General features: G+C 63.0%; 25 protein-coding genes. 18 read left to right on the forward strand and 7 right to left on the reverse strand.

Translation table 11 applies throughout. The features are described from left to right. Positions 1 to 136: 136 nt before the first annotated feature. The 4 genes from J1N60_RS08470 to J1N60_RS08485 all read right to left on the reverse strand — a co-directional run bounded on the left by J1N60_RS08470 (position 137) and on the right by J1N60_RS08485 (position 4,126). Complete coding sequence (locus tag J1N60_RS08470) at positions 137 to 1,024, reverse strand: alpha/beta fold hydrolase (protein ID WP_312912249.1); 888 nt, start codon at positions 1,022 to 1,024, stop codon at positions 137 to 139. Between the two features lie 7 nt (positions 1,025 to 1,031). Continuing rightward, positions 1,032 to 1,862, reverse strand: coding sequence for a class I SAM-dependent methyltransferase (locus tag J1N60_RS08475; RefSeq protein ID WP_312912251.1), 831 nt, complete (start codon positions 1,860 to 1,862; stop codon positions 1,032 to 1,034). A 184-nt stretch (positions 1,863 to 2,046) separates the two neighbouring features. Next, complete coding sequence (locus J1N60_RS08480; protein ID WP_312912253.1) at positions 2,047 to 2,871, reverse strand: helix-turn-helix transcriptional regulator; 825 nt, start codon at positions 2,869 to 2,871, stop codon at positions 2,047 to 2,049. 196 nt (positions 2,872 to 3,067) lie between these two features. Further along, complete coding sequence (locus J1N60_RS08485) at positions 3,068 to 4,126, reverse strand: class I SAM-dependent methyltransferase (protein ID WP_312912255.1); 1,059 nt, start codon at positions 4,124 to 4,126, stop codon at positions 3,068 to 3,070. Between the two features lie 342 nt (positions 4,127 to 4,468). Between J1N60_RS08485 and J1N60_RS08490 the strand changes: the two genes are divergently transcribed. Further along, positions 4,469 to 5,317 (forward strand): helix-turn-helix transcriptional regulator, encoded by an 849-nt coding sequence (locus J1N60_RS08490; RefSeq protein ID WP_312912257.1) that lies wholly within the window; start codon positions 4,469 to 4,471, stop codon positions 5,315 to 5,317. 323 nt (positions 5,318 to 5,640) lie between these two features. Here J1N60_RS08490 and J1N60_RS08495 read toward each other — a convergent pair whose 3' ends face one another. Next, the gene (locus J1N60_RS08495; RefSeq protein ID WP_312912259.1) at positions 5,641 to 5,820 is read right to left on the reverse strand and encodes a hypothetical protein; all 180 of its coding nucleotides are present in this window, start codon (positions 5,818 to 5,820) and stop codon (positions 5,641 to 5,643) included. Between the two features lie 155 nt (positions 5,821 to 5,975). Here J1N60_RS08495 and J1N60_RS08500 point away from each other — a divergent pair, with 155 nt between their 5' ends. From J1N60_RS08500 to J1N60_RS08580, 17 genes are all read left to right on the forward strand, one after another. Beyond that, positions 5,976 to 6,956 carry an isocitrate/isopropylmalate dehydrogenase family protein gene (locus J1N60_RS08500; RefSeq protein ID WP_312912261.1) on the forward strand — a complete coding sequence of 327 codons (981 nt, stop codon included), beginning with the start codon at positions 5,976 to 5,978 and terminating at the stop codon, positions 6,954 to 6,956. Between the two features lie 155 nt (positions 6,957 to 7,111). Next, positions 7,112 to 8,635 (forward strand): ABC transporter substrate-binding protein, encoded by a 1,524-nt coding sequence (locus J1N60_RS08505; protein ID WP_312912263.1) that lies wholly within the window; start codon positions 7,112 to 7,114, stop codon positions 8,633 to 8,635. A gap of 32 nt (positions 8,636 to 8,667) precedes the next feature. Continuing rightward, on the forward strand, positions 8,668 to 9,597 hold the full coding sequence (locus tag J1N60_RS08510; protein WP_312912265.1) for a carbohydrate ABC transporter permease: 930 nt from the start codon (positions 8,668 to 8,670) through the stop codon (positions 9,595 to 9,597). Positions 9,598 to 9,601: 4 nt separating this feature from the next. Next, positions 9,602 to 10,483 carry a carbohydrate ABC transporter permease gene (locus J1N60_RS08515; RefSeq protein ID WP_312912267.1) on the forward strand — a complete coding sequence of 294 codons (882 nt, stop codon included), beginning with the start codon at positions 9,602 to 9,604 and terminating at the stop codon, positions 10,481 to 10,483. A 141-nt stretch (positions 10,484 to 10,624) separates the two neighbouring features. Beyond that, positions 10,625 to 11,800 carry an ABC transporter ATP-binding protein gene (locus J1N60_RS08520; RefSeq protein WP_312912269.1) on the forward strand — a complete coding sequence of 392 codons (1,176 nt, stop codon included), beginning with the start codon at positions 10,625 to 10,627 and terminating at the stop codon, positions 11,798 to 11,800. A gap of 192 nt (positions 11,801 to 11,992) precedes the next feature. Continuing rightward, positions 11,993 to 13,273, forward strand: coding sequence for an ABC transporter substrate-binding protein (locus tag J1N60_RS08525; protein ID WP_312912271.1), 1,281 nt, complete (start codon positions 11,993 to 11,995; stop codon positions 13,271 to 13,273). A gap of 17 nt (positions 13,274 to 13,290) precedes the next feature. Beyond that, positions 13,291 to 14,226: a carbohydrate ABC transporter permease gene (locus J1N60_RS08530; RefSeq protein ID WP_312912273.1), complete on the forward strand. Its 936-nt coding sequence runs from the start codon at positions 13,291 to 13,293 to the stop codon at positions 14,224 to 14,226. Then, complete coding sequence (locus J1N60_RS08535) at positions 14,223 to 15,137, forward strand: carbohydrate ABC transporter permease (protein ID WP_312912274.1); 915 nt, start codon at positions 14,223 to 14,225, stop codon at positions 15,135 to 15,137. The genes J1N60_RS08530 and J1N60_RS08535 overlap by 4 nt, the downstream gene beginning before the upstream one ends. Before the next feature lie 45 nt (positions 15,138 to 15,182). Then, positions 15,183 to 16,310, forward strand: coding sequence for an ABC transporter ATP-binding protein (locus tag J1N60_RS08540; protein ID WP_312912276.1), 1,128 nt, complete (start codon positions 15,183 to 15,185; stop codon positions 16,308 to 16,310). After that, a complete protein-coding gene (locus J1N60_RS08545) occupies positions 16,307 to 16,483 on the forward strand; it encodes a hypothetical protein (protein WP_312912278.1) in 177 nt (58 codons plus the stop codon). The genes J1N60_RS08540 and J1N60_RS08545 overlap by 4 nt, the downstream gene beginning before the upstream one ends. 76 nt (positions 16,484 to 16,559) lie before the next feature. Next, positions 16,560 to 17,321, forward strand: coding sequence for an HTH-type transcriptional regulator GlpR (glpR, locus tag J1N60_RS08550; RefSeq protein ID WP_312912280.1), 762 nt, complete (start codon positions 16,560 to 16,562; stop codon positions 17,319 to 17,321). After that, positions 17,318 to 18,226, forward strand: a complete 909-nt coding sequence (pfkB, locus tag J1N60_RS08555; protein WP_425499339.1) for a 1-phosphofructokinase — start codon at positions 17,318 to 17,320, stop codon at positions 18,224 to 18,226. Before glpR ends, pfkB begins: the two co-directional genes overlap by 4 nt. Before the next feature lie 24 nt (positions 18,227 to 18,250). After that, entirely contained in the window at positions 18,251 to 19,372 is a 1,122-nt protein-coding gene (locus J1N60_RS08560) for a PTS fructose transporter subunit IIC (protein WP_312912284.1), read from the forward strand. Between the two features lie 24 nt (positions 19,373 to 19,396). Beyond that, on the forward strand, positions 19,397 to 19,861 hold the full coding sequence (locus J1N60_RS08565) for a PTS sugar transporter subunit IIA (RefSeq protein ID WP_312912286.1): 465 nt from the start codon (positions 19,397 to 19,399) through the stop codon (positions 19,859 to 19,861). Beyond that, positions 19,861 to 20,133, forward strand: a complete 273-nt coding sequence (locus J1N60_RS08570; protein WP_312912288.1) for an HPr family phosphocarrier protein — start codon at positions 19,861 to 19,863, stop codon at positions 20,131 to 20,133. Before J1N60_RS08565 ends, J1N60_RS08570 begins: the two co-directional genes overlap by 1 nt. A gap of 24 nt (positions 20,134 to 20,157) precedes the next feature. After that, positions 20,158 to 21,867 carry a phosphoenolpyruvate--protein phosphotransferase gene (ptsP, locus tag J1N60_RS08575; RefSeq protein ID WP_312912290.1) on the forward strand — a complete coding sequence of 570 codons (1,710 nt, stop codon included), beginning with the start codon at positions 20,158 to 20,160 and terminating at the stop codon, positions 21,865 to 21,867. A 3-nt stretch (positions 21,868 to 21,870) separates the two neighbouring features. Continuing rightward, positions 21,871 to 22,317, forward strand: a complete 447-nt coding sequence (locus J1N60_RS08580) for a PTS fructose transporter subunit IIB (protein WP_312912292.1) — start codon at positions 21,871 to 21,873, stop codon at positions 22,315 to 22,317. A gap of 15 nt (positions 22,318 to 22,332) precedes the next feature. Here the strand turns inward: J1N60_RS08580 and J1N60_RS08585 are convergent, their stop codons facing one another. Further along, positions 22,333 to 22,995 (reverse strand): GrpB family protein, encoded by a 663-nt coding sequence (locus tag J1N60_RS08585; protein ID WP_312912566.1) that lies wholly within the window; start codon positions 22,993 to 22,995, stop codon positions 22,333 to 22,335. Beyond that, complete coding sequence (gene dph5, locus J1N60_RS08590) at positions 22,950 to 23,723, reverse strand: diphthine synthase (protein WP_312912293.1); 774 nt, start codon at positions 23,721 to 23,723, stop codon at positions 22,950 to 22,952. Before dph5 ends, J1N60_RS08585 begins: the two co-directional genes overlap by 46 nt. Positions 23,724 to 23,841 lie beyond the last annotated feature (118 nt).

Genomic DNA, 23,841 nt, shown 5'->3' on the forward strand with positions numbered 1-23,841 from the left:
TTTCGTCCATCGACCTGGACGAGACGATTCTGCTGAGGCGATACCGGTGAACGCGGTTTTCCACTCCGTTGAATCCGCCTCGAGCGGCAGGTTCGATCCCGTTCTGGGTACACACAGGTGGTGCGGTTCTCGATCGTTATCCTTCGATGGACAACCAGTCGTCGAGCACCCCGTACAGTGCTTCCAGGAACGCTTCGGGCTGTTCGAGTTTGGGATCGTCACCGGCGTCGTCGATTACGCGCAATGGCCATCCGTAGCGGGCGCTCGCGTCGCTGGCAATTTCGAGTCGTACGGCGCGGTCGTTTCGACCCCAGATCAGCGCCGTCGGAACCGTGATTCGCTCCAGATCCGCTGTCGGTACCGTGGGCACCCCGACCTCCTTCATCATGGTCCGCATAGCGGCCTTCACGTCCGACGCCCGTGAACGCTCGAGGTTGTACACCAGGAACGGCTCCCAGTCGTCGCCCATCCGCTCGATCAGACCGTCTCGATCGACCAGACACTGGTCGAGGAACCGGTGGTACGCACGGTCCGACGGTCGCACGAGGAACCGGACCAAACCGAACGCGAACATCGGGGACGGTCGGAACGGACTGAGGCCGAACGTGTCCACGAGGATCAGTCCTCGAAGTCGGTCACTGTGATCGCTCGCGAACCGGGCCGCGATCGCGCCCCCGAGCAGGTGCCCGACCAGCGTCGGCGGCGTCGGACAGGTCCGCTCGATCAGTTCGCCGAGCCACGCTTTCACGGCGTCAGCGTCCAGCGCGTTGTTCGTTACGCTGGAGGCGCCGTGGCCGGGCAGGTCGGGAACGATTACGCGATGGGTCGTTACCAGGTCCGGGATGGTCCGCATCCACCAGAGCGCGGATTCGCCGGGGCCGTGCAGCAGGACGATTGGCGGTCCGGTACCGCCCTCCAGAATGGCGGTCGAAACCCCAGCCAACTGCAGCCGTCGCTCCGTCACAGGGAGGTCGTCGAGCAGGCGCTCTCGAGCACCCTCTGATCGTCGTTTCTGTGTGATCATGATTTCCTCACCTCGACTTCGTTCCGATACCGACGTTGACGGTGTTGTTCAACACGGCCGGACCGCTCCCGTCGGAACGCTCGCTCAGTTTGTCGTCCAGCATCGTCTGGACCACGTCTCGCTGCTCCGCCGTCAGATCGGCGACTAACCCCGCCCCGATCGGATTGCTGGCGGTCACCCAGTCCCACAGCTGTGCGCCGGAGTGGAACGCCAGCCGATGATTCGTCGTCTCCACGCGAATCTCCGTGAGACCGGCCTCGGCCAGTTTCTCGTGCAACGTCTCGGGATCCGCTACCTGAAACGGTAACGGCGGCGGGTCCGACGGGAGGCCCGTGAAACCGGGGACGGCAGCTTTCACGGCACCGAGGAAGAACCCCAGGAACTCGATTTCGGCGGGCGGTCCCATCGTGACCAGGAGGACGCGGCCACCTGGTTTGGTAACGCGCGTCAATTCGTCCAGTCCCCGTGGGAGGTCGGGGAACAACATGACGCCGAACTGTGAACCGGCGACGTCGAAGGTGTCGTCCTCGAGCTCGAGTGCGTGCCCGTCCATGACGCGGACCTCCAGGCTGGTGAGCCCCTCGCCACGCGCACGCGCCTCGAGGTGCTCGACCATGGCGGGAGAGATGTCCGTCGCCAGCACCTGTGCCCCCGCGCGAGCCGCGGGGATGCTCAACGCGCCACTGCCGGCCGCGACGTCCAGCATTCGCATTCCCGGCTGGAGCCCCGCCCGCTCGAGGGCCTGTTCTGCTATGGCCACGTTCGACGGAGTTACGTACTCGTCGTACTCCGGCGCGATTTTAGTCCATTCGTGCTGGATTTCTGCTCGTTCGGGCATGATTCCTCGAATTCCAGTACGCTCGCTGGATACATCTACATATCTGGTGAAATATTTCGCCCCGTGAAGAAACAGTTGGAACTACGACAGTTAATCTCTGCACGGTGGACCGGCGTGGTCGTCAGAGGCGGTGGTTCCTGACGTATCGTTAGTCGTTGCAGTTTCTTCGACTCCCAGACGCGTTCTACGGGTGGAGGTCCGACGAGACGACCGTCTCGAACGCCTGCGACTCGACTGGCCTCGCCTCGTTGCGGACGCGTTCGAAGGTGGCGATGGCCCACGCTCGAGCTGCCGGTGCATCCGTATCGATTACGGCCGTCAGCGCTCCGGTTTCGGGGTCGTGACAGCAGATGCCGGCACGGTCGTCGACGATGCCGAGCCCGCACCGGGACCGGTCGGGGAGGTCGTCGTGGACGAGGACGGTGCAGTGGTCACACGATGCGGCTTCCATCACCCGTTCTGGATTCCAGGCGAGGGTCTGCTCGAGCGCTGTCGGCGAGTACACGTACTCTAGCTCCATCCCGTCGAGGACGGCCTGGCACACCGCCTCGTTGTTGATCGACTTGAACACGATACTGTCGAACCCCCGCATTCGAGTGGTCCCCTCGATGAGGCGGGTGAGACGCTCGATCGGCTCGTACGGGTAGCCTGGTCCGGGGTACGAGACAACCGCATCGGTGAAGAGGTCGACGGAGAACTCCTCCATCTCCTGGGGGAGCCACTGCCAGACGCCGCGGAGTTTTCGTTCGAGTTCCATCGCCTCGCGGAGCTCGAGGAACCGCTCTGCGACGAACTCGCCGAGTGACGTCAAGTGATACGTTGGCCCGTCCCGAGCGATCCACCGACGGTCTTCGAAGTCGGCGAGAATCCGACTCATGGTCGGTGTAGAGGCGCCCGTGGCGGTGCGGAGCTCGTGCCGTTCGCGGGCGCCATCGGTCAGACCCTCCAGGACACCAACTCGGTGGGTCGATCTGGCGAGAAAGTCGATCTCGTCGAGGGCAGTATCCATGGTATGTTTACACATGCCATAGTATAGTACGTATCGGTGTTCGTCTCCCTCGAGACGGAATGCGCGCCGTCTACTCAGTATCGCCTGAGCGTGCTGTTCGATACTCGAGCTCGGTTATGCTCCAGGGCTCGAGCGGTTCGGAACAGACAGCATTTCAATTCGCCTGTATCGGCTCCTACCGATCGCTCGTCCCGTACTACGGCTTGGCTTCGAACACGAGATTCAGGGGCGTCTCGGCCGCACGGCGGAACCGGGTGAAACCGCCGTCGGTCACGGCTTCCCGAATACCGGTCTCGCCAGCCTGTGCGCCCAGCACGCGCTCGGCCTCCTGATCGAGTGCACACGGCGTGCAGATTAGCGTCGAGATCGAGTAGGCTGCCCGCCCCATCGGATTGAGGTTGTCTGCCACACGGTCGTTGGCGAACAGCTCGACGATCATCCACGTGCCGTCGTCGGTGAGCGTGTTACGGACGTGCGCCGCCGCACCCACCGGATCTCCCATGTCGTGGAGGGCGTCGAACGTGGCTACGAAGTCGTACCTCGCGCCGTTGTACGACTTGGCCGTCGCCACCTCGAAGCTGACACGGTCGGCGACGCCGGCTTCCGCTGCTCGCTCGCGGGCTGCCGCGATCGAGGGTTCGTGGGGGTCGATGCCGACGAACGTCGACTCCGGGTACGCCTCGGCCATCAGGATGGTCGAGGCGCCGTGGCCACAGCCCACGTCGGCGACGCGCCCACCGTCCTGGAGCGTCGCGTCCACCCCCTCGAGCGCGGGAATCCAGTTGTCGACCAGATTGGCCGCGTACTGAGGCCGCCAGGAGTGCTCGATTGCGTGGAAGAGGTCCGCGTCGTGTTCGTGCCACCCCACGCCCTCGCCCGTGCGGAACGCCTCGACGAGCTGTGATTCGATCCTGGCCGCCGACAGGGCGACCTGGAAGTTTCCGACCATGAACGCCGGGCTGGTCTCGTCGGCGAGCACCGCGGCCTGCTCGGGGGTGAGGGTGTAGCGGTCCATCTCCGCATCGTAGGTGACGTACCCCCCGGCGGCCTGTGCGGGGAGCCACTCGCGGACGTACCGTTCCGCAGTATCCGTTTTCTCGGCCAGTTCGGCCGACGTGAGCGGCCCCACATCAGCGAGCGTCTCGTACAGGCCGAGTTCGTCGCCGATGACGACGAGTGGTGCGTGCGCTGTCGCTCCGAAGTCGGTTATCGCCGTCTGTACGTGCTGGTTCAATCGTTCTTCGTCGAGTGTCATGAGTGGTCGTCGTAGGTGTCGTCGGCTGGATTGCTGAGTGCGTTCGGTCGCCCGATTCTCACGTCCCACCCTCGAGGCGGCTCGACGGCGCCTTCGTGTGGGTACAGTCTCACTCGTCGATTCGCGTCAGCATGATGTTGCGGTGTTTACATCGATCACGGTGTCTTCGCTGACCACGGTGTGAACGATGAGCGATGGTGAGATGACGACCTCGTCAGCTGTGGATCAAGTCGCTGTGGCCAGGCCGGACGATCTCGAAACACTCGACCAACGATCAGCAGACCATTGGACACGGGCGTCTTACCCCATAGGTTAATATCATGTTATGAGTTACCAATAAACATGGAAACTGCACTCGAGGACGTCGCGTTTCTCGCGAACTCGGAGAACCGCGTGGCAGTCTTGGAGTTCCTCGTCGAGGCACCGCACAGTCACGACGAGATCCGTGATCGGATCGGTGCATCGCGGGTGACGACCGCGCGCATTCTCCGAGAGTTCGAAGCGCGCAACTGGATCGCACGCTCGGGACAGGAGTGTACGGTGACACCGACCGGTGAATGGGTGTGTGACGAGCTCACGCGTTTGGTGGGCGAAATGGAGGCCGAACGTCGTCTGCGTGAACCGCTGCAGTGGCTGCCGTCCGACCTTCTGACGTTCGACGTCCGGCGCCTTCGCGACGCCGAACTCGTCGTTCTCGAGGAGAGTGACGCGACCGCCATCGTTCGACGAATACTCGAATTTCGCCGCTCTGGCGACCGGATTCGGGGCGTTACACGCACGGTCGCCCCGGAGTTCATCGAAAACGACTGGAAATCGACCGTCCACGGGGACACGCACCTCGAAATGGTGATCACACCGGACGTCCTCGACGCCATCCGAACCCATTCGACCTCCGCGAAGCAGTTGCGTGAGATGCTCGAGGAAACGGACGTCCACGTTTCCGTCTTCGACGACGTCCCGATCTCAGTCGGGATCGTCGACGGCGCGGTTGGAATCGACCTCACCGACGAGCAGGGCGTCGTCAAAGGAGGGTTCGTCACCGAAGACGAGGCCGTCTATGAGTGGGCAGTCGACCTCTTCGAAGCGTGCCGTGACGAAGCGAACCCCGTGGATCCTGACGAGGTCGCGGCTGACCACTCGGTTGGCGCCAATCCTGCTCAGTCTCGAGAGCGAGACGGGCCCGCGTCGTAGTCCGTCTCGCCGGGGTCGTCCACGGATCTCGCCGTCTTGCCGTGGGGGCCTCGCCCCATTCGCGCGTGTCGGAACCGCTCGAGCCCCTTCGAAAACGTTCGACCCAGCGCTGGCGTTGGGTGGCTCACCAGCTACCTGTAGACTCGACGAACCCCGTGACTGTGTCGCTTCTCCGACGTCGTGGAACTCGTCGAGGGCGAACGCTCGATGCGTCTCAGCCGTCAACTTCCGCGATCTGGTCAATGGGTGTTCCGAGGGGCCTGCGGTACCAGGTTACTGGGGGGTGACGGTTCGACGGTACCGCGAGGTCCCGTTCGGTTCCGTCACAGGGTTCGTGCGTGGAGCAAGAATCCGAGGGTGAACAGCACCGGAACGACGACGAGCAATCCGAAGAGGTACAGGAAGAGTACGTTCAGAAGCACCAACCCACTGTACGAAATTTCTCGCTTCCCGAGTGTATTCAGTGTACTGTACGCGATCTGGGTCCGTCCGAGCACCACCATGACGCAGATACTCGAATGCGAGTATGATAACCTTTCTGGCTATTCGTGTTTCCGGGAGTGTGCGATATATTGATATATGACCGCTCGTCGAGGACTAGGACTGGCAAATATACCGCTTTCGATACCCTCTTTGAGCTTCCACGACGAGCGCGAGCATGACCCACGACATCGCCGTCGTCCCAGGCGACGGAATCGGCCAGGAAGTGACGCCGGCGGCGCTCGAGGTGCTCGAGTCACTGGACATCGATTTCTCGTTTCACGAGGCGGCGGCGGGCGACGCCGTGAAGGCCGAAACCGGCGAGGCACTTCCCCAGGAGACCTACGATCTCGTCGCCTCGAGCGACGCGACGCTCTTCGGTGCCGCGGGCGAAACCGCTGCGGACGTGATCCTTCCGTTGCGCGAGGCCGTCGACTCGTTCGTCAACGTGCGGCCCGCCAGGGCCTACCCCGGCGTCGACGCGGTTCGGCCGGAGACGGACCTCGTCTTCCTCCGTGAGAACACCGAGGGAGTTTACTCGGGCCACGAAACCCGGCTGAGCGACGACCTCTCGACGCTGACGCGCGTGGTGACCGACTCGGCCTCGCGGCGACTCGCCGCGTTCGCCTGCGAGTTCGTCGACGATCGCGGCCTCGACGAATTCACGGTCGTCCACAAGGCGAACGTCATGCGCGAAACCGACGGTCGGTTTCGCGACGCGGTCGTCGACGTAGCCGACGCCCGTGGCGTCGAAACCAGGGAGGTGCTCATGGACGCCTTCGCCACCCACGTCTGTCTCGACCCGACGCAGTTCGACGTGGTCGTCTGTCCGAACCTCGCGGGCGACGTGCTCTCGGACCTCGCGGCCGGGCTCGTCGGCGGTCTCGGCTTACTCCCGAGCGCGAACATCGGTCCCGACCGAGCGCTCTTCGAGCCGGTCCACGGCACTGCGCCCGACATCGCCGGCCAGGGCATCGCTAACCCCGCCGCCGCCATCCTCTCGGCGGCGATGTTGCTCGAGTACCTCGGCCACGAGGACGAGGGCGCGGCCGTCCGGGAGGCCGTCGAGGATGTGCTCGAGAACGGCCCACGGACGGGTGACCTCGGCGGCGACGCCTCGACAGACGAGGTGACGGCGGCAGTTATCGATCGACTGTAGGCAGTTTTGACTCCTTTTGATTGAATGTGATTGATTCAGGGAAAGATATTTATATTACTATTCCGAATGTGTGATCGGAACGCATGGATAACAATCGCAACCAATCACAATCCGATGGAAACAATCATTCTCACTCTCGGCGTCGAGTTCTTGAGATGACCGGTGCCGTCGGCGCTGCTGGTATAACCAGCCTTGCAGGGTGTCTCAGTAATATCACTGGCGGCAACGGCGGTGGTTCCGTCTCGGAAGACGATGAATTCCAGAGCGAACTCGAGAAGTTGAACCTCGCGGAAAATTGGCGCGAGCGGCGGCTGACCAGCTTCGACGAGTGGCCGGAGGACGTTCGCTCTCAGTTCCCCGATCCGGATCAGGGCGGCGTCGTTGATGCGTGGGCCTCGAGTGAAGCAGTGCAGCAAGGCCCGTGGTCGCCACCGGACAACTGGGAGGATACCATTGCGAGCGACGTCGATCAACTCGAGATCATCAACTTCGGTGGTCTCGGTGGTGATCCGGCGACGGCAGCCACTTATGCTGCCTTCGAGCGTGAGACTGGAATCGAGATCGTTCCACAGGAGATCGCTGCGACACAGGCACTCACCAAACAGCAGACGTTCCTCTCTCAGGGGAGTAACGAACCGGCAATCTTCCAGGTGACAACGCCCACGTCGTACTCGACGTTCATTCAGGCCGGCTACCTGGAACCGATCGACGAACTCATGCCTGAAGATGAGATGTGGGAGCCCTACCCGGACTACATCCAGGAGGCATTCACCAGCGACATCGGGCCCGACGAAGGCGACCACCTCTACGGTGCGCCGGGTATTCGCTGGAATACGTTCATGCATATCCGAAAAGACTTGCTCGAGGAACAGGGGATCGACCCCCAGCGAGTTCAGGGTGAATACACGTGGGAAGACGTCGATATGGTCGCCCAGGAGTTTCAGGACACCGATATCGAGGGATACGCCTACTGGGGTAATCAGTGGAACTACGTGATCAAGAACCACAAGGAGATGATCTACCAGCAGGGCGCAAACCTCGTTCAGGACGACGGGACTGTCCGCGTGGACACCGACGAATCCGCTCGAGCCCTCGAGCGGATGGTCCACCTGAAAGAGGAAGGACTCGTCTCGGACGCCGTCACCAGTTACAACGAGGGGACCCTCAACGACCTGCTCGTCAACGGCGACCTCGCGATGCACTCCTCGATGGGGTCGCAGGTCAGCCGCGTCATCAACGCCGGTCTCGAACCGGGCGAGGAGTACATCGTCGCGCTTCACCCGAAAGCGAGCGAGGGCCCCGATCCGCAGCAGAACGGGCTGGGCCACCTGAACAACGTCAGCATCAACCGGTACGCGGATCCGGCCAAGAAGGTAGCTGCTGCTCTGTACATGGACTGCCGGTTTAGCTACGAGAGCCAGTGGTGGGAGTACACCTACGAGGCGAACGATTCCTACATGAATCCGGTCTACGAGGACGCCGCCGAACTAGGATCAGTGCCGTTCAACGACATTCGTATGGAGGCCGCGAACAACATCGACAACGACTACTTCCCGGCTTCGAAGGAGATTCTCGAGGCACACGCGGACGAACTTAAAGCCGCGATCGGGGGCGATAAAAGCGTTGACGATGCGCTGTCCGCCTCTCAAGAGAATATCGATATCATCCTGGACCAGTAGCACTGCCGTCGATTCCCACGCCATTTTCAATTATGTCAACAAACAAATTCGGACGTGAATCGGGTATACGAAACACGATCGCCGAGTTCGTCAATCGCTACTTTACGGCGATCATGCTCGGCCCCGCCCTCGTCGCCATCTTCGTGGTCTTCATCTACCCGGTATTGTACCTCATCTGGCAATCGCTATTCAGGACGACCCTGGCTACCGGCGGGTACGTACAGGAGTTTGTCTTCCTCGACAACTTCAGGTACGTCCTCACAAGAGGTCGCTTCGTCGATAACCTGAAGAATTCCCTCTACTACTCGTTCGGGTCGCTAACGATATCGGTCTGTGGCGGACTACTCCTCGCACTCGCTGTCAATCACGTGAAGCGGGAGTGGCTTCGGACGTCGTACTCGACGTTACTGCTGATCTCGTGGGCGTCACCGCTCGTCGTCAGTGCACTAATCTGGCGCTGGATGTTCAACGCGGATCTCGGCCTGATCAACATGATCCTCACCGATCTGGGCTTTTCGGAGATCTTGTGGCTCGCCGATCCGACCTGGGCGATGATCTCGGTGACGTTCGTCGATGGCTGGGTGCGGACACCGTTCGCGATGATCGTGTTCCTGGCCGGTCTGCAGGCAATTCCTCAGCACATGTACGACGCGGCGAAGATGGACGGGGCGACTTCGTTTCAGGCGTTTCGAAACGTCACGATCCCGTACCTGCTTCCATCGTTCGCAATCGTGATCCTGATCAACTGGATGTTCTCGTTTCGCGCGTTCGGCGTCATCTGGGGACTCACTCAGGGCGGTCCGGGGAACTCGACGCACGTACTCGCGACGTGGATCTATCGGGATGGCATCGTCAACTTCAATCTCGGCACCGGATCAGCGACCTCCGTCATCCTCGTACTGATCACGCTCGCGGTCGCTGCGTTCGTCGTGACGAAGATCATGGTCAACGTGGAGGAATAACGCTATGGCATCGAAACAAATCGAAGGCAATCGGCTGTTGGATTACTCGACTCGAAAACGCATCTGGGAGGTCCTCGAGGGACCTGCGGTAGTCCACCTCGTCGTCGCGATGGGGCTCGTGATGGTTCTCACGCCCATCGTCTGGACGGTTCTCACGTCGATTCAGACCGATCACGGGGCGCGACAGGTGGCGTACCTCCCCCAGGAGGTGACCTTCACCACGCTGTACAACGTCCTGGTCACCGAGCAGTTCTACCTGGCGATATACAACACGCTCATCATCGCGTCGGTGACGACAATTATCACCGTCGGACTCGGAACCCCGGCGGGCTACGTGTTCAGCCGGTACCGGTTTCCGTTCGACACGTACGTGTTCATCGCGGTGATCGCCGCTCGGCTATTCCCGCCGATTGGGTTGTTGATCCCGTACTTCCAGATCATCGACTCGATGGGGCTGCTCAACACGAAAATGGGGATCATCTTCGCGAACGTCTATCTGTGGCTCCCGCTGGTCATCTACATGATGCGGAACTTCTTCATGTCGATCCCGAAGGCGATCGACGAGTCCGCACGAGTGGACGGCTGCACCAAGTTCCAGTCGTTTCGAAAGGTGATCTTTCCGCTTGCGCTACCGGGATTCGCCGCGAGTGCTATTCTCACCTTCCTGTTTTCCTGGCGGGAGTTCCTCTTCGCGTTCATGGTCAGCGCGGATCGCAGTTCGATGCCGGTCTCGGTCGGGGCGTACCGGTTCATCGGGGACCAGACGACGCTCTGGGCTTCCCTGTCGGCCGCCAGCGTCCTCGCGATGCTCCCGACCGTACTCATCATCATCTTCTTCCACCGGTACATCGTGAGCGGCCTCACTTCGGGGGCGGTGAAGGGATGATGCGACTCGTCTCCACTCATCGTCGACTCGCTCGCGACCGGCTGGCGGGTGCGATTGTACGCTCGTCTGGCAACTCGCGGAACGCCGGATCGATACGATTCGAACGCACGAAACCGTAACCAAAAACGACTTTCAACACACATGGCACAAACAACGCACTCTCGATCGGAAACGGAACGAAACACTCACGTCGAAATCGACGACCTGCTCAAGATTTACCAGGACGACGACGACCCGGTAACCGCAGTCGAAAACCTCTCGCTCGAGATCAAGGAAGAGGAGTTCCTCGTCCTCGTCGGTCCGTCTGGCTGCGGGAAGACGACGACGCTTCGGTGCGTCGCCGGACTCGAGACGACGACGGAGGGAAAGATTGTCATCGACGGCGAGGACGTCACCGGACTGGATCCCCGCCAACGGGACGTGGCGATGGTGTTCCAGAACTACGCGCTGTATCCGCACAAGACCGTCCGGGAGAACCTCGCGTTCCCGCTTCAGATTCGCAACGTCGCAAACGATGAGGTCGAGGAACGCGTCGCCGAAACCGCGGAGATTCTCAGCATCACGGAACTGCTCGACCGCAAACCGAAGGACCTCTCTGGCGGCCAGCAACAGCGGGTCGCGCTCGGGCGAGCGATCATCCGGAACGCATCGGTGTTCCTTTTCGACGAACCGTTGTCGAACCTGGACGCCAAACTCAGAGCGCAGATGCGGACGGAACTGAATAAGCTGCACAAGAAAATCGGGAAGACGACGATATACGTAACTCACGATCAAGCGGAGGCGATGATGCTCGGCGATCGCATCGCTGTCCTCAATCTCGGCGAACTTCAGCAGGTCGGCACGCCAGAGGAGATTTACGACGAACCAGCGAACCGGTTCGTCGCCGGATTCATCGGTGAACCAGCGATGAATTTCCTCCCGATCGACGTCCGGAAAGCTGGCGATCGGTGGGTCGTCGACTCCGACCTGTTCGAACTGGACGTCCCCGAATCGTTTGCGAACAGGTATCCTCTCTCTGAGTGGGCGGAGTTGGACCTGACTCTCGGCGTCAGGCCGGAGAGCTTTCACGATGCGGCACTTGCCACCGGCGAACACACCGAAAGCGACACGTTCACCACCTACGTCAAAGTGATCGAACCGGTGGGCGCGGACAAGTACGTCACGTTCACCGACGTCGACAGGGAGAGCGATGCCGAATTTACGGCTCGGATCGACTCGGAATCAGAGGCAACCGAGGAGCGATCACTCGAAATAGTCGCCGATCTCGAGGATATGCACGTGTTCAACGATCGGACCGGAAAAAACTTGACACGATAGGTGATCGACAATACAAACGGCTAAGTTCAATCGCTACAAACGTCACCGGAACCGACCGGCTTCGATGAGACCGGCCGAAGTGAATCCTGGTCTCGTGCGCACCGGATCCCACGAAATCGAGACTGGAGGAAGAGCCGAACCGTTTACCGATCGCGCGTGACCCGTTTGCACCGCCGGAAGGGACCGCCCGACATGGATACCAATGCCACCGCTACCGGTAGAGCCGACACCCGGCGAGGATTCGTCACCAGTAGCGGCGTCGCTGCGACCGGGATAGCCGGACTATCTGGCTGTCTCGGCATCGGATTCGGCCGTCGGAGCGATGAGGCGGAAGACGAAATCGTGTTCTACAATGCCGGTTCGCTAGAGTACGATCCAGGCACGGCGGCAAACATCGACCGGTTCGAATCGGAAACTGGCATCTCCGTCGACGTGAATGAGGTTCCCTGGAACAACCTCAAAACGAGTCTGACGACGATCTGGCGCAACGAAGACGGGACCGTCGACGTCTGGAACGGTCCGTCGTGGTGGTTAGACGACTTCGTCCGCTCGGGCTGGCTCGAGCCACTCGACCTTCCGAACGAGCACGTCGAGAAGTTCCCTGACGACCTGGTTTCGTTGATGACGTTCGACGGCGAGGTCTACATGGCTCCCCAGTTCGGTAAGTGGGGAACGTATCTCTATGACAAACACTCCGTAAGTGCGCCGCCCGAGACCTGGGACGATGTCCTAGAACTCGAGGTGCCCGATCAGAGCGAGTTCGGGTTCACGTGGGCGGACAAAGACGTGTTCATGTTCAAACAATTTCTCTATCAGGCTGGCGGACGAATGTTCAACGAGGACGATGAACCGAGATTCCACGGCCGGGCTGGCCGCGATGTCATGGAGTTCATCGTTGCGCTTCGGGAGCGCGGCAAGATACCTGTTGGCATGGCCAGTATGAGCGAAGGGAATCTCAATGACGCGTTTCTGGCCGGGCAATTCGCGACTGTCAACGCGTGGACCCCACTGGGCGCGAACGCGCTCGAGTACGATCGCTGGGGAGAATCTCGACTCGGCAGCGCTCGTCTGCCAGAGGGCCCCGGAGGTTCGCGGGCGACGTTTCAGGACACGAATGGGTTGAGCATTTCGGCGTACTCTGAGCGGAAGCCTGCTGCAATGCGATTCGTCGAGTTTATGACCAGTCGAGAGTCGTGCAAACACGACATGCTCGTCGAAGGGAATCCGTGCGTCGTGCCCGATGTCTACGACGACGACGACGTCCACGATGCCTATCCGTCTCATCTCCTCGAGACGATGCAGTACAATCTCGAGCACGCGATGGGTGAAACTTACATCGCACAGGCCCAGGTCGACGACTACCTTTCCACCCAGATTACTGACGTACTCGTCAACGATAAGGATCCCCAGCGAGCGCTCGAGCAGGCTCACGACGACGTCGAAGCACTCTATCAGGAGATCGGCATACTGTAACGAACCCCTATCTATTCATGGAACGCTCGAATAAATCGTTGCGGCGGTTGCTCGACCGGCTGTTCGTTCCGATGACCGTCGGACCGACGTTGATCCTCATCGTCACGATAATTGCGTATCCGGTGTATCGCCTGTTCGTTACCAGCCTCTACCGGACCCATCCGATCACGGGGGAGTGGCAGTTCGTCGGCCTCGAGAACTTTCGACGGCTGTTGTTCGCCGACGGTGCCGACGGCTGGCTGACCGTTTTCGACCCGTCGTTCGTGGCGTTCACGCGAAATACGATCGTCTATGTCGGGTCAAGCGTCACGATATCTTTCCTGCTTGGCCTAGGAGTGGCCATGCTACTCGATAGGGATCTGAAGGGACGAAGCTGGATCCGGACGGCGGTCATCGTTCCATGGATCCTCCCGTACGTGTTCAGCGGGCTGATGTGGCGGTGGATGTTTCAGGCGCAGTACGGCGCTATCAACGGCTTTCTCCTCAGGCTGGGGGTGATCGAAGAGAGTGTCGCCTTCCTCTCGAATGGCACGTTAGCGATGGTCGCGCTGATCGTCGCCGACGTCTGGGTGTTCACGCCGTTCGTCATCGTAATCCTGCTTGCCGGCCTCCAGAACGTGCCCGAACAGCTCTACGACGCAGCCGAGGTCGACGGCGCGAGTCGATGGTCCCGGTTCTGGAACGTCACCTACCCGTTCCTGAAACCGTCGATCCTCGTCGCCCTGACGATTCGAATTATCTTCGACCTTCGTGCCCTCGACATCGTCTGGGTCATGACCGAGGGCGGCCCCAGCAAGGAAACGGAAGTCTGGGCGTCTTTTCTCTACCGAACGTCCATGGAGTTCCAGAACGCTGGCGAAGGGGCCGCAATGGGGGTGTTGATGCTGGCGGTGACCTTCGGTATCGTGACGGTTCTGTACACGTTCTTCTCCGGAAGTCCCTACGAACAATGAGCACGAAACCCTCGACGAAACTCGCGCGTTTGCTCGGCATAGAAACCGGGGACGAGTGGCCGGACGTCGTCAGAGAGCGGTGGATCGCCTACGGTCTGCTCAGCCTCTACGTGATCGTCCTGTGGTTCCCCGTCTACTTCATCTTCATCACGAGCATCAAGCCGCCAGGCGAGGCCGTTTCGATCCCCGCGTCGTTTCTCCCCACGGAGCCGACGGCGGCGAATTACGTCGACATCTTCACCCAGCGCCCGTTCGAACTGTACACGTTCAACAGTTTGGTCGTCGCCACGACAACGACGGTGATCTGCGTCACGCTCGGTACTCTCACCGGGTATACGTTCTCCCGGTACGACTTCATCGGGAACAGGGCGCTGCTGTTGACCATCGTCGGGGCGCGAATGTTCCCGCCGATCGCCCTGATCGTGCCGTTCTTCGCGATCATGTCCGACCCACCGCTGATCGGCGGGCTAACCGGGAGCCTCTACGACACTCGGGTCGCGCTCATCCTCACGTACATCTTCTTCAACCTCCCGTTTAGCGTCTGGATTATGAAAAACTACTTCGACGGCATTCCGGTTTCGCTCGACGAACAGGCACAGATCGACGGCTGTTCCGCCTGGGAAGGATTCTTCAAGATCGTCCTTCCGATGGCCAAACCCGGTATCGCCGCGACGGCCATCCTGGCGTTTATATTCTCGTGGAACGAGTTCGTCTTCGCCCTCGTGCTCACCTCGACGGAGTCGTCCCAGACGCTGCCGATCGCCGTATCGCTGTTCGTCGCCGACGACTTCATCGACTGGGCGCGCCTCGCAGCCGGTGGCATGATCGCCGCCTTTCCCGGCATTCTGTTCGGACTGTTCTTCCAGCGACACATCGTCAGCGGCATCACCCGGGGGGCGGTGAAAGAATGACGCGGATAGGAACGTTCACGCCCGACCCGACCGATGGTGAGTGCAATGGCTGAAGTACGACTCGACGATCTCGTCAAGCGGTTCGGCGACATCGTCGCCGTCGACGGCGTTTCACTCGAGATTCCCGACGAGAGTTTCACCGTTCTCGTCGGCCCGTCGGGCTGTGGCAAGACCACGACCCTTCGGCTCATCGCCGGTCTCGAGCGGGCCAGCGACGGGACTATTCAGATTGGTGACCAGGTCGTCAACGACCGACGCGCCTACGAGCGCGACATCGCGATGGTGTTTCAGAACTACGCGCTCTACCCGCATAAGACCGTTCGAGAGAATATGCGGTTCGGCCTCGAACAACACGGCGTCGACGAGGCCATCATTGAAGAGCGTGTCGCCGACGCTGCAGCCCTACTCCAGATCGATGACTTCCTCGAGCGCAAACCCGGTGAACTCTCTGGCGGGCAACAACAACGCGTCGCCCTCGGTCGCGCGATCGTCCGCAAACCGAACGTGTTCCTGATGGACGAACCGCTCAGTAACCTCGATGCGAAGCTTCGCGTCCAGATGCGCGCCGAACTCAACAAGCTCCACGATACGCTCTCGACGACGATGGTGTACGTTACCCACGATCAGGTCGAGGCGATGACGCTTGGCGATCAGATTGCTGTCATGGATAACGGGCAGATCCAGCAGGTCGGCCCGCCGACGTACGTCTACTCCAACCCGCGGAACCTGTTCGTAGCCGACTTCCTCGGCTCGCCGAGTATGAACTTCCTCGAGGGGGCGGTTCGCCGGGAGGTGGACAACCTCGTAATCGACCTCGGGCCGTTCCAGCACGACGTTCCCGACGAGTATCAGTGGGCGCTCGAGGATTCGATCGGTGACGAAGTCGTTCTCGGGGTCCGTTCGGAGGACGTGACCCTGCGACCCGACGGATTGCCGGCGACGGTCAACGTTGTCGAACCCCAGGGTGAAAAGACCGTCCTCGAACTCGGCCTGGGAGACGGCAAAACCGTGAAGGCATCGGTCGAACCGGGCGGCCCGATCGAGGTCGACGACCGGGTGAGCGTCGAGTTCGACCGCCGCTCGCTCCACTACTTCGATTCCGAATCCGGCGAGTCGCTCACGTTCGATTCCGAGACCAGGCCCACGACGGAAGGTGGAGAGCAACTCGCGTGACGTCGATTGACACGGCTTCGGTGGCGGAATTCGTCCCATTGGCGCTCGGTGTCGCGCTCGTCCTGATCGCGGCGTACAACTATCTGCAGGGGATCTACGGCGGTGCGATCGTATCGAGCGTCGGCGCGATCGTCACGTTCGTCCTCACTATTCTCTCGAGCCGTCAAAGATGAGCAGAAACGAGCGAAAACACATAAGGTCCGGGCCGGTGAATCAACAACTAACGAGCACCACCATCCCTCTCGAGCTATGTTGCCTAAACAACGGAAACGTGAAATCGTCGACGTCGTCTCGGAAGAGAACGGACAGACCGTTACCGACCTCGCGGATGAACTCGGCGTCTCCGAGGCGACGGTTCGTCGCGACCTACAGGACCTCGAGTCCGACGGGCTGATCGAACGCTCTCACGGGGGCGCGCTTCCGGTCACCAGCGTCGCCGAGGAACGATCGTACAGCCAGAAACAGGTGCAGAACCTGGAGGCAAAACGCGCCATCGGGCGGCGTGCGGCCGAGGAGGTCCTCGAGGGACAGGTCGTCTTCTTCGATTCCGGTACGACGACGATGGAAGTCGCGAAAGCCACGCCCGACGTCGCGTTCATCGCCGCGACGAACTCGCCGCTCATCGCGATGGAACTGGGCGAACACGGTGACGTGAAGCTGACCGGCGGCACGCTTCGTGAACAGACCTGGGCGCTCGTCGGGCCCACCGGCGAGGAATTCCTCGAGCGGACGAACTTCGACGTCGTCTTCCTCGGAACGAACGCGATCCACCCCGAGTCGGGGCTGACGACGCCGAACGAGGACGAAGCGCGGATGAAGTCGTTGATGGTCGAGAAGGCCCAGCGGGTCGTCCTCGTCTCCGACGGGTCGAAACTCGGTCGGCGGAGTTTCGTCCACTTCGCCGACTACGCCTCGATCGACACGTTCGTGACCGATGCGGTCCTCACCGACGCCCAGCGCGAGCCGTTCGAGGCCGCGGGCGTCGACGTCGTCGACGGGGTGGTCGAGTGATCCTCACCGTGACTCTCAATCCGGCCGTGGATCACACCATCACTGTCGAGGGAAAACTCGATTCCGACGCCGTCAAGCGCGCGAGTATGTCTCAGTACGATCCCGGCGGGAAGGGGATCAACGTCTCGAAGTACCTCTACGGACTCGGCATCGAGACGCTGGCGACCGGACTCACGGGCGGCTTTCTGGGGACGTACATCGAGGAGCAACTCGTCCGACAGAAAGTGCCGAACGATTTCGTCGAGATGGGGGGCTGTACCCGTCTCAACACGACAATTCTTACGGACGACGAGGAGTACAAGATCAACCAATCGGGACACAACGTCAAGAAAGAAACCGTCCGCGAGGTCGTCGCGAAGGTCCGCGAGCACGACCCCGAGATGGTCGTCGTCGCGGGGAGCCTTCCGCCGAACCTGGGCCCGGCGACGATCGATCGGATCGCTCGAGCGGGGCCGTGGCAGACAATCGTGGACGTCCAGGGAGACCTGCTGAGGGGACTTCGAAGCGAGTACTTCGTCTGTAAACCCAATCGTCGCGAACTCGGCACGGCGACAGGAATGCCCGTCCACACCGTCGAGGAGTGCGTGGAAGCGGCACAGGCGCTCCGCGACGAGGGCTTCGAACACGTCGTCGCATCGCTGGGCGACGACGGCGCACTGCTGGCCTCGCCAGAGGGAATCTATCGGGCGGAATCCCAGGATGCCGACGTCGTCGACACCGTGGGCGCGGGCGACGCGCTACTGGCGGGCGTTCTCTCGACGTTCGTCCGTGGGCAGTCCGGCACCGCCGCCCTCCGCATGGGCGTGACCGTCGCCGCGGAGGTCGTTTCGGTCCCGGGGACGACCGTCCCCGAGATGTCCGGTCTACGCTCGGACTCGACCGACGTCCCGCTCTTTACAAGGTGATCCGCGCCAGAGGCGCACACGAACATGACCGTCACGACCGCCCTCTCAGCCCACCTCGCGTCGGTTCGACGGGACGTCATGACCGGCGTGAGCTTCATGATCCCGTTCGTCACCATCGGCGGCGTCTTCTTCGCGGCGGCCCACATCGCTGGGGGAGCGGGGGCACTCGAGCGACCGGGCACGCTCGCGTGGTTTCTCGCCGAGATCGGTCGTGCGGGGCTCGCGTTCGCGGTGCCGGCGTTCGGCGCGTACATCGCCTATGGAATCGCCGATCGACCCGCGCTCGCGCCAGGATTCGTCCTGGCCGCGCTCGTCCAGCAGGGCGCGGTCGTCGAGCAGGCGGGCCGGATCGTCGGGATCGAGACGGGCCAGGCGGGAGCGGGGTATCTGGGGGCGCTCGGGGTCGGACTCCTCGTCGGCGTCGTCGTCGCCGCCCTCGCTCGAATCGACGTCCCGACGGCCATCGAACCGCTCGTCCCGGTTCTTCTCCTTCCCGTCTTGGTAACCTGTGTACTCGCGCCGGTCGTGCTCTTCGTGCTCGCGCCACCGCTCGCGCTCGCGATGGAGCGACTGACGGCTCTGGTTCGCGACCCGTCCGGTCTCGAGGCGATCGCACTGGGGGCCGTACTGGGGGCGATGATGGCGGTCGACGGCGGCGGCCCTGTCAACAAGATCGCGTACGTATTCGGCGTGACACTGATTCCCGAACAGATTTACGCGCCGATGGCGGCGGTGATGATCGCCGGTATGGTGCCGCCGCTCGGACTCGCGCTGTCCAACGTCGTCGCCCCGCAGAAGTACCCGTGGGGGCGCTACGAACGCGCCAGACCCGCGCTGGCGATGGGACTGTCGTTCGTCACCGAGGGGGTGATCCCCTACGCGACCGCCGACCCCGCTCGGGTCGTCCCTAGCACCGTGCTCGGAAGCGCGACCGCGGCCGCGACGGCGGTGTGGCTCGGCGTGACGATGCCCGCGCCCCACGGCGGGATCCTCGTCGTGCTTTTGGCCAATAACTGGATCCAGTTCCTGGCGTGTCTCGCCGTCGGAACCGTCGTGACGGCCGCGGTCGTCACGGCCCTCAAACCCGACTACGAGGCCGTTTCGAGCGGGGCGAGATCGAAAGACAGGGGAAGAGTGACTGATTAAACCCCTCCCGAGTATACTCCACGCATGGACGACATCGACGCCGTACTCACACCGGAGCTCATCGCGCTCCAGGAGCCACCCCCGGACGCGTACGCCTGCATCGAGTACCTGCTCGACTGCGCCGTCGAGGCCGGTCGCGTGACGGACCGCGACGTCGCACTCGAGGCCGTCCTCGCCCGCGAGGCCGAGACGAGCCCTGCAGTGGGGAAGGGTGTCGGCCTGTTCCACGCCAGGACCGAGGCCGTCAGGCGGGCGACGGTCGCGTTCACCCGCTCGAGCGAGGGGGTCCCTCTCGGCGACGCGGACGCCGAACCGGCGACGCTCCTGTTCATGCTGCTCGTTCCCGCCGACGAGAATGGGGCCGACGACCACCTCGAGACGCTCAGTTCGCTCTCGCGTGCGCTCGTACACGACGAGGTGCGCGAGCGGCTTCACGACGCCGAGTCCCCCGCGGAGGTCCGAACCGCGCTCGCGGAGGCGATCTCTTGATGGAACGGATCGTCACCGTAGCGCCCGAGGACGGACTCCACGTCCGCCCAGCCACGGCGTTCGTCCGGACTGCGAACGGGTTCGACGCCAACGTACGGGTCGGGCCGGCGGACGGCGACCTCGTCGAGGCGGAGAGCGTCCTCGCGGTGACGAGCCTCGGCGTTCCGAGCGGCCGGGCGGTTCGAATCGTCGCGAAGGGGGCCGACGCCGAGGCTGCCCTTGACGCCCTCGAGGCGGTGCTCTCGACGCCCGAAGCGAAGCGTTCGACCTGAAACGTGAAACCTGAAACCCCAACCATGCCCGAAGACGACCACCGCCGAACGATCGACGGGACGGGCGCTGCCCCTCTCGTCGGCGTCGGGACCGCGGTGTGGGCCCGTTCCGGTTCCGCCGCCGACCTCGAGGCACCGCCGGAGCCGGCGACGGTCGACCCGGCGGTGGAACGAGGCCGGTTCGACGACGCCAAAGCGCGCGCTCGCGAGGAACTCGAGCGCGAACGCGAGCGGACGGCCGAACGGATCGGCGAGGCGGAAGCGGCGGTCTTCGACGCCCACCGACAGTTCCTCGACGATCCGCAGATCACGGACGCCGTCGCGGACGCCATCGCGGATCGACTGCCCGCCGAACACGCGGTCCGTCGAGCGTTCGAGGGTCCGATCGACCAGTTCCAGGAGACGGACGGCACGGTGGCCGAGCGGGCCGACGACCTCCGGGACGTTCGCGATCGACTGCTTCGGATACTCGCCGGCGACGATGGCGTCGATCTCGGTACGGTGCCAGACGGGACGGTGGTGCTCGTCCGACGGCTCACGCCCAGCGACGCCGCACGACTGGACCCCGATCGGGTGGCTGGATTCGCGACCGTCGAAGGCGGACGAACCGCTCACGCGGCGATCTTCGCCCGGTCGATTGGCGTACCAGCCGTCGTCGACGCGGGGGAGGAACTGCGGTCGATCGAAGCCGGTGCGACCGTCCTCGTCGACGGCGACGCCGGGTCGGTGATCGTCGATCCGACGACCGAACAGCGAAAGCGCGTCGAGGTGGGGGGCGACGTCGAGATTCGCGCGGCGCCGGTATCGACGGCCGACGGGAATCCGATCGCTGTCGACGCAAACGTCTGCACGCTCTCGGACCTCGAGGCGGCGATCCACCACGGTGCGGATGGAATCGGACTCTTTCGAACCGAGTTCCTCTTTCTGGACCGACCGACCCCGCCGAACGAGGACGAACAGGTCGAGACCTACGCGGAGGTGCTCGACGCGTTTCCCGAGGGTCGCGTCGTCGTCCGGACCCTCGACGTCGGAGGCGACAAACCGATTTCGCCCCCCGGCCGCCCCGGGGCGGAGCACTCGTTCCTCGGCGAGCGCGGGATTCGTCGGTCACTCGGCCCGGACGCCGACCGATTCGAAACGCAGCTGCGGGCCTTGCTCCGGGCGGAGGCCGTCGGCGAGGGTTCGCTGTCAGTGCCGTTCCCGATGGTGTCGACGGTCGGGGAACTCGAGGCGGCGATCGCGGCGGTCGAATCGGCGGCCGGGGCGCTCGCCGAGGAGGGCGTCGACTACGCGATGCCCGAACTGGGCGCGATGATCGAGACGCCGAGTGCAGCGTTGCTCGCCGAGGCGTTCGCCGAACGCGTCGACTTTCTCAGCATCGGGACGAACGACCTCACCCAGTACGTTATGGCCGCCGCTCGGGAGGACGATCGGGTCGCCCACCTCCACGACCCCTGCGAACCGGCGGTGCTTCGGATCGTCGAGCGTGCGGTTCGGGCGGGTCACTCCGGTGGTGCTCGAATCGGAATGTGCGGCGAGATGGCCGCCGATTCGGAACTGACCGAACTCCTGATCGGACTCGGCCTCGACGAACTCAGCGTCACTCCCCACTCGATTCCCGAGGTGAAGGCGAGCGTCACCGGCGTCGACACGGACGAGGCCAGGTCGTTCGCCGAGCGCGCGCTCGAGGCGACCACGAAGCCTACGGTTCGCGACTACGTAGCGGACCGCTAGCCCATGAAGTTCGTCGCAGTCACCGCGTGCCCGACGGGGATCGCACACAGTCAGATGGCCGCCGAGAACCTCGAGCGGGTCGCCGAGGCGACCGGCCACGAAATCGACGTCGAGATCCAGGGAGCCATGGGTACGGAGAACGAACTCTCGGGCGAGTCGATCGAGGCCGCCGACGCCGTCATCATCGCCGCCGCGACGTCGGTCGAACGCGACCGGTTCGACGGGAAACCGCTCGTGGCCGTGCCGGTGCAAGACGCGGTCAATGGCGGCGAAGGCCTTCTCGACCGGGCGGTCGAGGTGGCGAAGAACGACGGAGCCGCAGGGGCCGACGACGGGCGCTCGGAACCGCCTCGTCCCGACCAGGGACCCCTCGAGAGGGGCGTTTCCGAGGGTCGAGCCGACGAACGAGCGAACGGGTTGCTCGCCCGACTGAGGCGGTTCTTCTCGTAGTGCCGATCAGTCCGACTAGGGCCATTCCTCGAGTCCAAACCCCGCCGAGGCGGCCCGCTCGAGGATGTCTTCGACGAACGGTTCCTTTCGGTCGGTGTACGCTGCCCGTTCATCCGAATGACCTTCCGCGAGCCGTCGCTTGAGCGTCTCGTACGCCTCGGCCGCCGATGGATTCGCCTGCAGGAAGTCGCGGAAGACCACCTGCTCGCGGTGACAGTCGCTTCCCCACGGTGCGACCGACAGGTAGTGCGTTCGGTCGGTCTCCGGCCCCTTCGCGAAGAAGACGCGGTCAGGAACATCGCCGTTCGGTCGCCGTTCGTATTGGAGGCGCTCGAGCGCCGGTTGCAGACTGATGACAGCCTCGAGGTCCGCGACGAGGACCAGCAGATCCAGAATCGGCTTCGCGGCGAGTCCGGGGACGGCCGTCGAACCGACGTGCTCGTATCCGAGGACGCGGCCGTCGTCCCCGTCGCGCTCGAACGCCGCCTCGAGGCGCTCGAGTTCGGTTGCAGCCGCGTCGAGCCACTCAGGGTGGTGTGACGCGAGGGCGACGGTCCCTCGCTCGAGGCCGAGCGGTGGACCGTCGTTCGGTGGACCTGCGTCTGGGGGCTTGCGTCCGGCATTCGCACGAATCAGGCAATCTCGAGGTCGTCCCGATCCGCCCCCGCCAGTTCGCAGAGGGCATCGGCCTCGAGCAGGTGCAGTTCGCCGGGGATTACGAGCAGGTGGAGCGGGTCGCCGAACTCCCGCTCGGCGAGGTCGGTCATCGTCCCCGCCTCGATCAGGGGGTCGGGACTGCCGGCTCGAGCGACGACGACGCCCACCAGGTCGGGGTACGCGTCGGCGAGCAACTCGGCGGCGACGTCGGCGGTCATGTACTCGCCGCGCTCGGCCTTGATGTCCAGGTAGACGACCGTGTGCAGGTTCGCCTCGCGGTTCGCCTCGATGGTCTCGGTGACGCTCGCGGGCAACCCGTCGGCGCCGTGGGCGTAGGGGAATGGGAGGGTCGTCGCCTTCCCGAACCGGTAGTTCTGCAGTCCGGTAAGCGAACTGGTCGCCGTCTGGGCGGTGATGCCGTGGATCACGCGGGTCTCGATTCCGCGTTCGTGGGTCCGCAGCCGGAGGTCGACGTGCGTGGTCGAGATCATGGTGTCGCCGGCGGTGAGGAAGACGACGTCCTCGGTTTCGGCGGCCGCGAGGATGTCGTCCGGATACTGTTCGACCCCCGCCCGGTCGCGGACCTCGACGTCGACATCGTGGTACTCCTCGAGTGATTCGACGGTGGTCCCGACGAGCTGGCTGGTGTAGAACTCGGCGTAAGCGCGGTCGGCGGTCCGGAGGGCCTCCTGGCCCTCGACGGTGATCGACCGCTCGTCGTAGAGGCCGAGTCCGACGAACGTGAGCATACCGGGTCTTTCGGCGGCGCGTGGAATACGCTTTCGAGTCACGCCTGCTCTCGAGCGCTACAGCCGTACGTATCGAGTAGTGAGTCGACCGCTGAAACGGTCCGAACTACTAAGGTAC

It is taken from the genome of Natronosalvus caseinilyticus (genome assembly GCF_017357105.1).
GTDB lineage: Archaea > Halobacteriota > Halobacteria > Halobacteriales > Natrialbaceae > Natronosalvus > Natronosalvus caseinilyticus.

Coding starts and splice junctions, on each gene's coding strand:
- J1N60_RS08520 (WP_312912269.1), top strand. CDS start 10,625: ATGGCACAAACAACGCACTCTCGATCGGAAACGGAACGAAACACTCAC.
- J1N60_RS08510 (WP_312912265.1), top strand. CDS start 8,668: ATGTCAACAAACAAATTCGGACGTGAATCGGGTATACGAAACACGATC.
- glpR (WP_312912280.1), top strand. CDS start 16,560: ATGTTGCCTAAACAACGGAAACGTGAAATCGTCGACGTCGTCTCGGAA.
- J1N60_RS08505 (WP_312912263.1), top strand. CDS start 7,112: ATGACCGGTGCCGTCGGCGCTGCTGGTATAACCAGCCTTGCAGGGTGT.
- J1N60_RS08525 (WP_312912271.1), top strand. CDS start 11,993: ATGGATACCAATGCCACCGCTACCGGTAGAGCCGACACCCGGCGAGGA.
- J1N60_RS08480 (WP_312912253.1), bottom strand. CDS start 2,871: ATGGATACTGCCCTCGACGAGATCGACTTTCTCGCCAGATCGACCCAC.
- J1N60_RS08515 (WP_312912267.1), top strand. CDS start 9,602: ATGGCATCGAAACAAATCGAAGGCAATCGGCTGTTGGATTACTCGACT.
- J1N60_RS08500 (WP_312912261.1), top strand. CDS start 5,976: ATGACCCACGACATCGCCGTCGTCCCAGGCGACGGAATCGGCCAGGAA.
- J1N60_RS08535 (WP_312912274.1), top strand. CDS start 14,223: ATGAGCACGAAACCCTCGACGAAACTCGCGCGTTTGCTCGGCATAGAA.
- J1N60_RS08475 (WP_312912251.1), bottom strand. CDS start 1,862: ATGCCCGAACGAGCAGAAATCCAGCACGAATGGACTAAAATCGCGCCG.
- J1N60_RS08570 (WP_312912288.1), top strand. CDS start 19,861: ATGGAACGGATCGTCACCGTAGCGCCCGAGGACGGACTCCACGTCCGC.
- J1N60_RS08565 (WP_312912286.1), top strand. CDS start 19,397: ATGGACGACATCGACGCCGTACTCACACCGGAGCTCATCGCGCTCCAG.
- J1N60_RS08495 (WP_312912259.1), bottom strand. CDS start 5,820: ATGGTGGTGCTCGGACGGACCCAGATCGCGTACAGTACACTGAATACA.
- J1N60_RS08540 (WP_312912276.1), top strand. CDS start 15,183: ATGGCTGAAGTACGACTCGACGATCTCGTCAAGCGGTTCGGCGACATC.
- J1N60_RS08530 (WP_312912273.1), top strand. CDS start 13,291: ATGGAACGCTCGAATAAATCGTTGCGGCGGTTGCTCGACCGGCTGTTC.
- J1N60_RS08580 (WP_312912292.1), top strand. CDS start 21,871: ATGAAGTTCGTCGCAGTCACCGCGTGCCCGACGGGGATCGCACACAGT.
- J1N60_RS08485 (WP_312912255.1), bottom strand. CDS start 4,126: ATGACACTCGACGAAGAACGATTGAACCAGCACGTACAGACGGCGATA.
- J1N60_RS08560 (WP_312912284.1), top strand. CDS start 18,251: ATGACCGTCACGACCGCCCTCTCAGCCCACCTCGCGTCGGTTCGACGG.
- J1N60_RS08470 (WP_312912249.1), bottom strand. CDS start 1,024: ATGATCACACAGAAACGACGATCAGAGGGTGCTCGAGAGCGCCTGCTC.
- ptsP (WP_312912290.1), top strand. CDS start 20,158: ATGCCCGAAGACGACCACCGCCGAACGATCGACGGGACGGGCGCTGCC.
- dph5 (WP_312912293.1), bottom strand. CDS start 23,723: ATGCTCACGTTCGTCGGACTCGGCCTCTACGACGAGCGGTCGATCACC.
- J1N60_RS08490 (WP_312912257.1), top strand. CDS start 4,469: ATGGAAACTGCACTCGAGGACGTCGCGTTTCTCGCGAACTCGGAGAAC.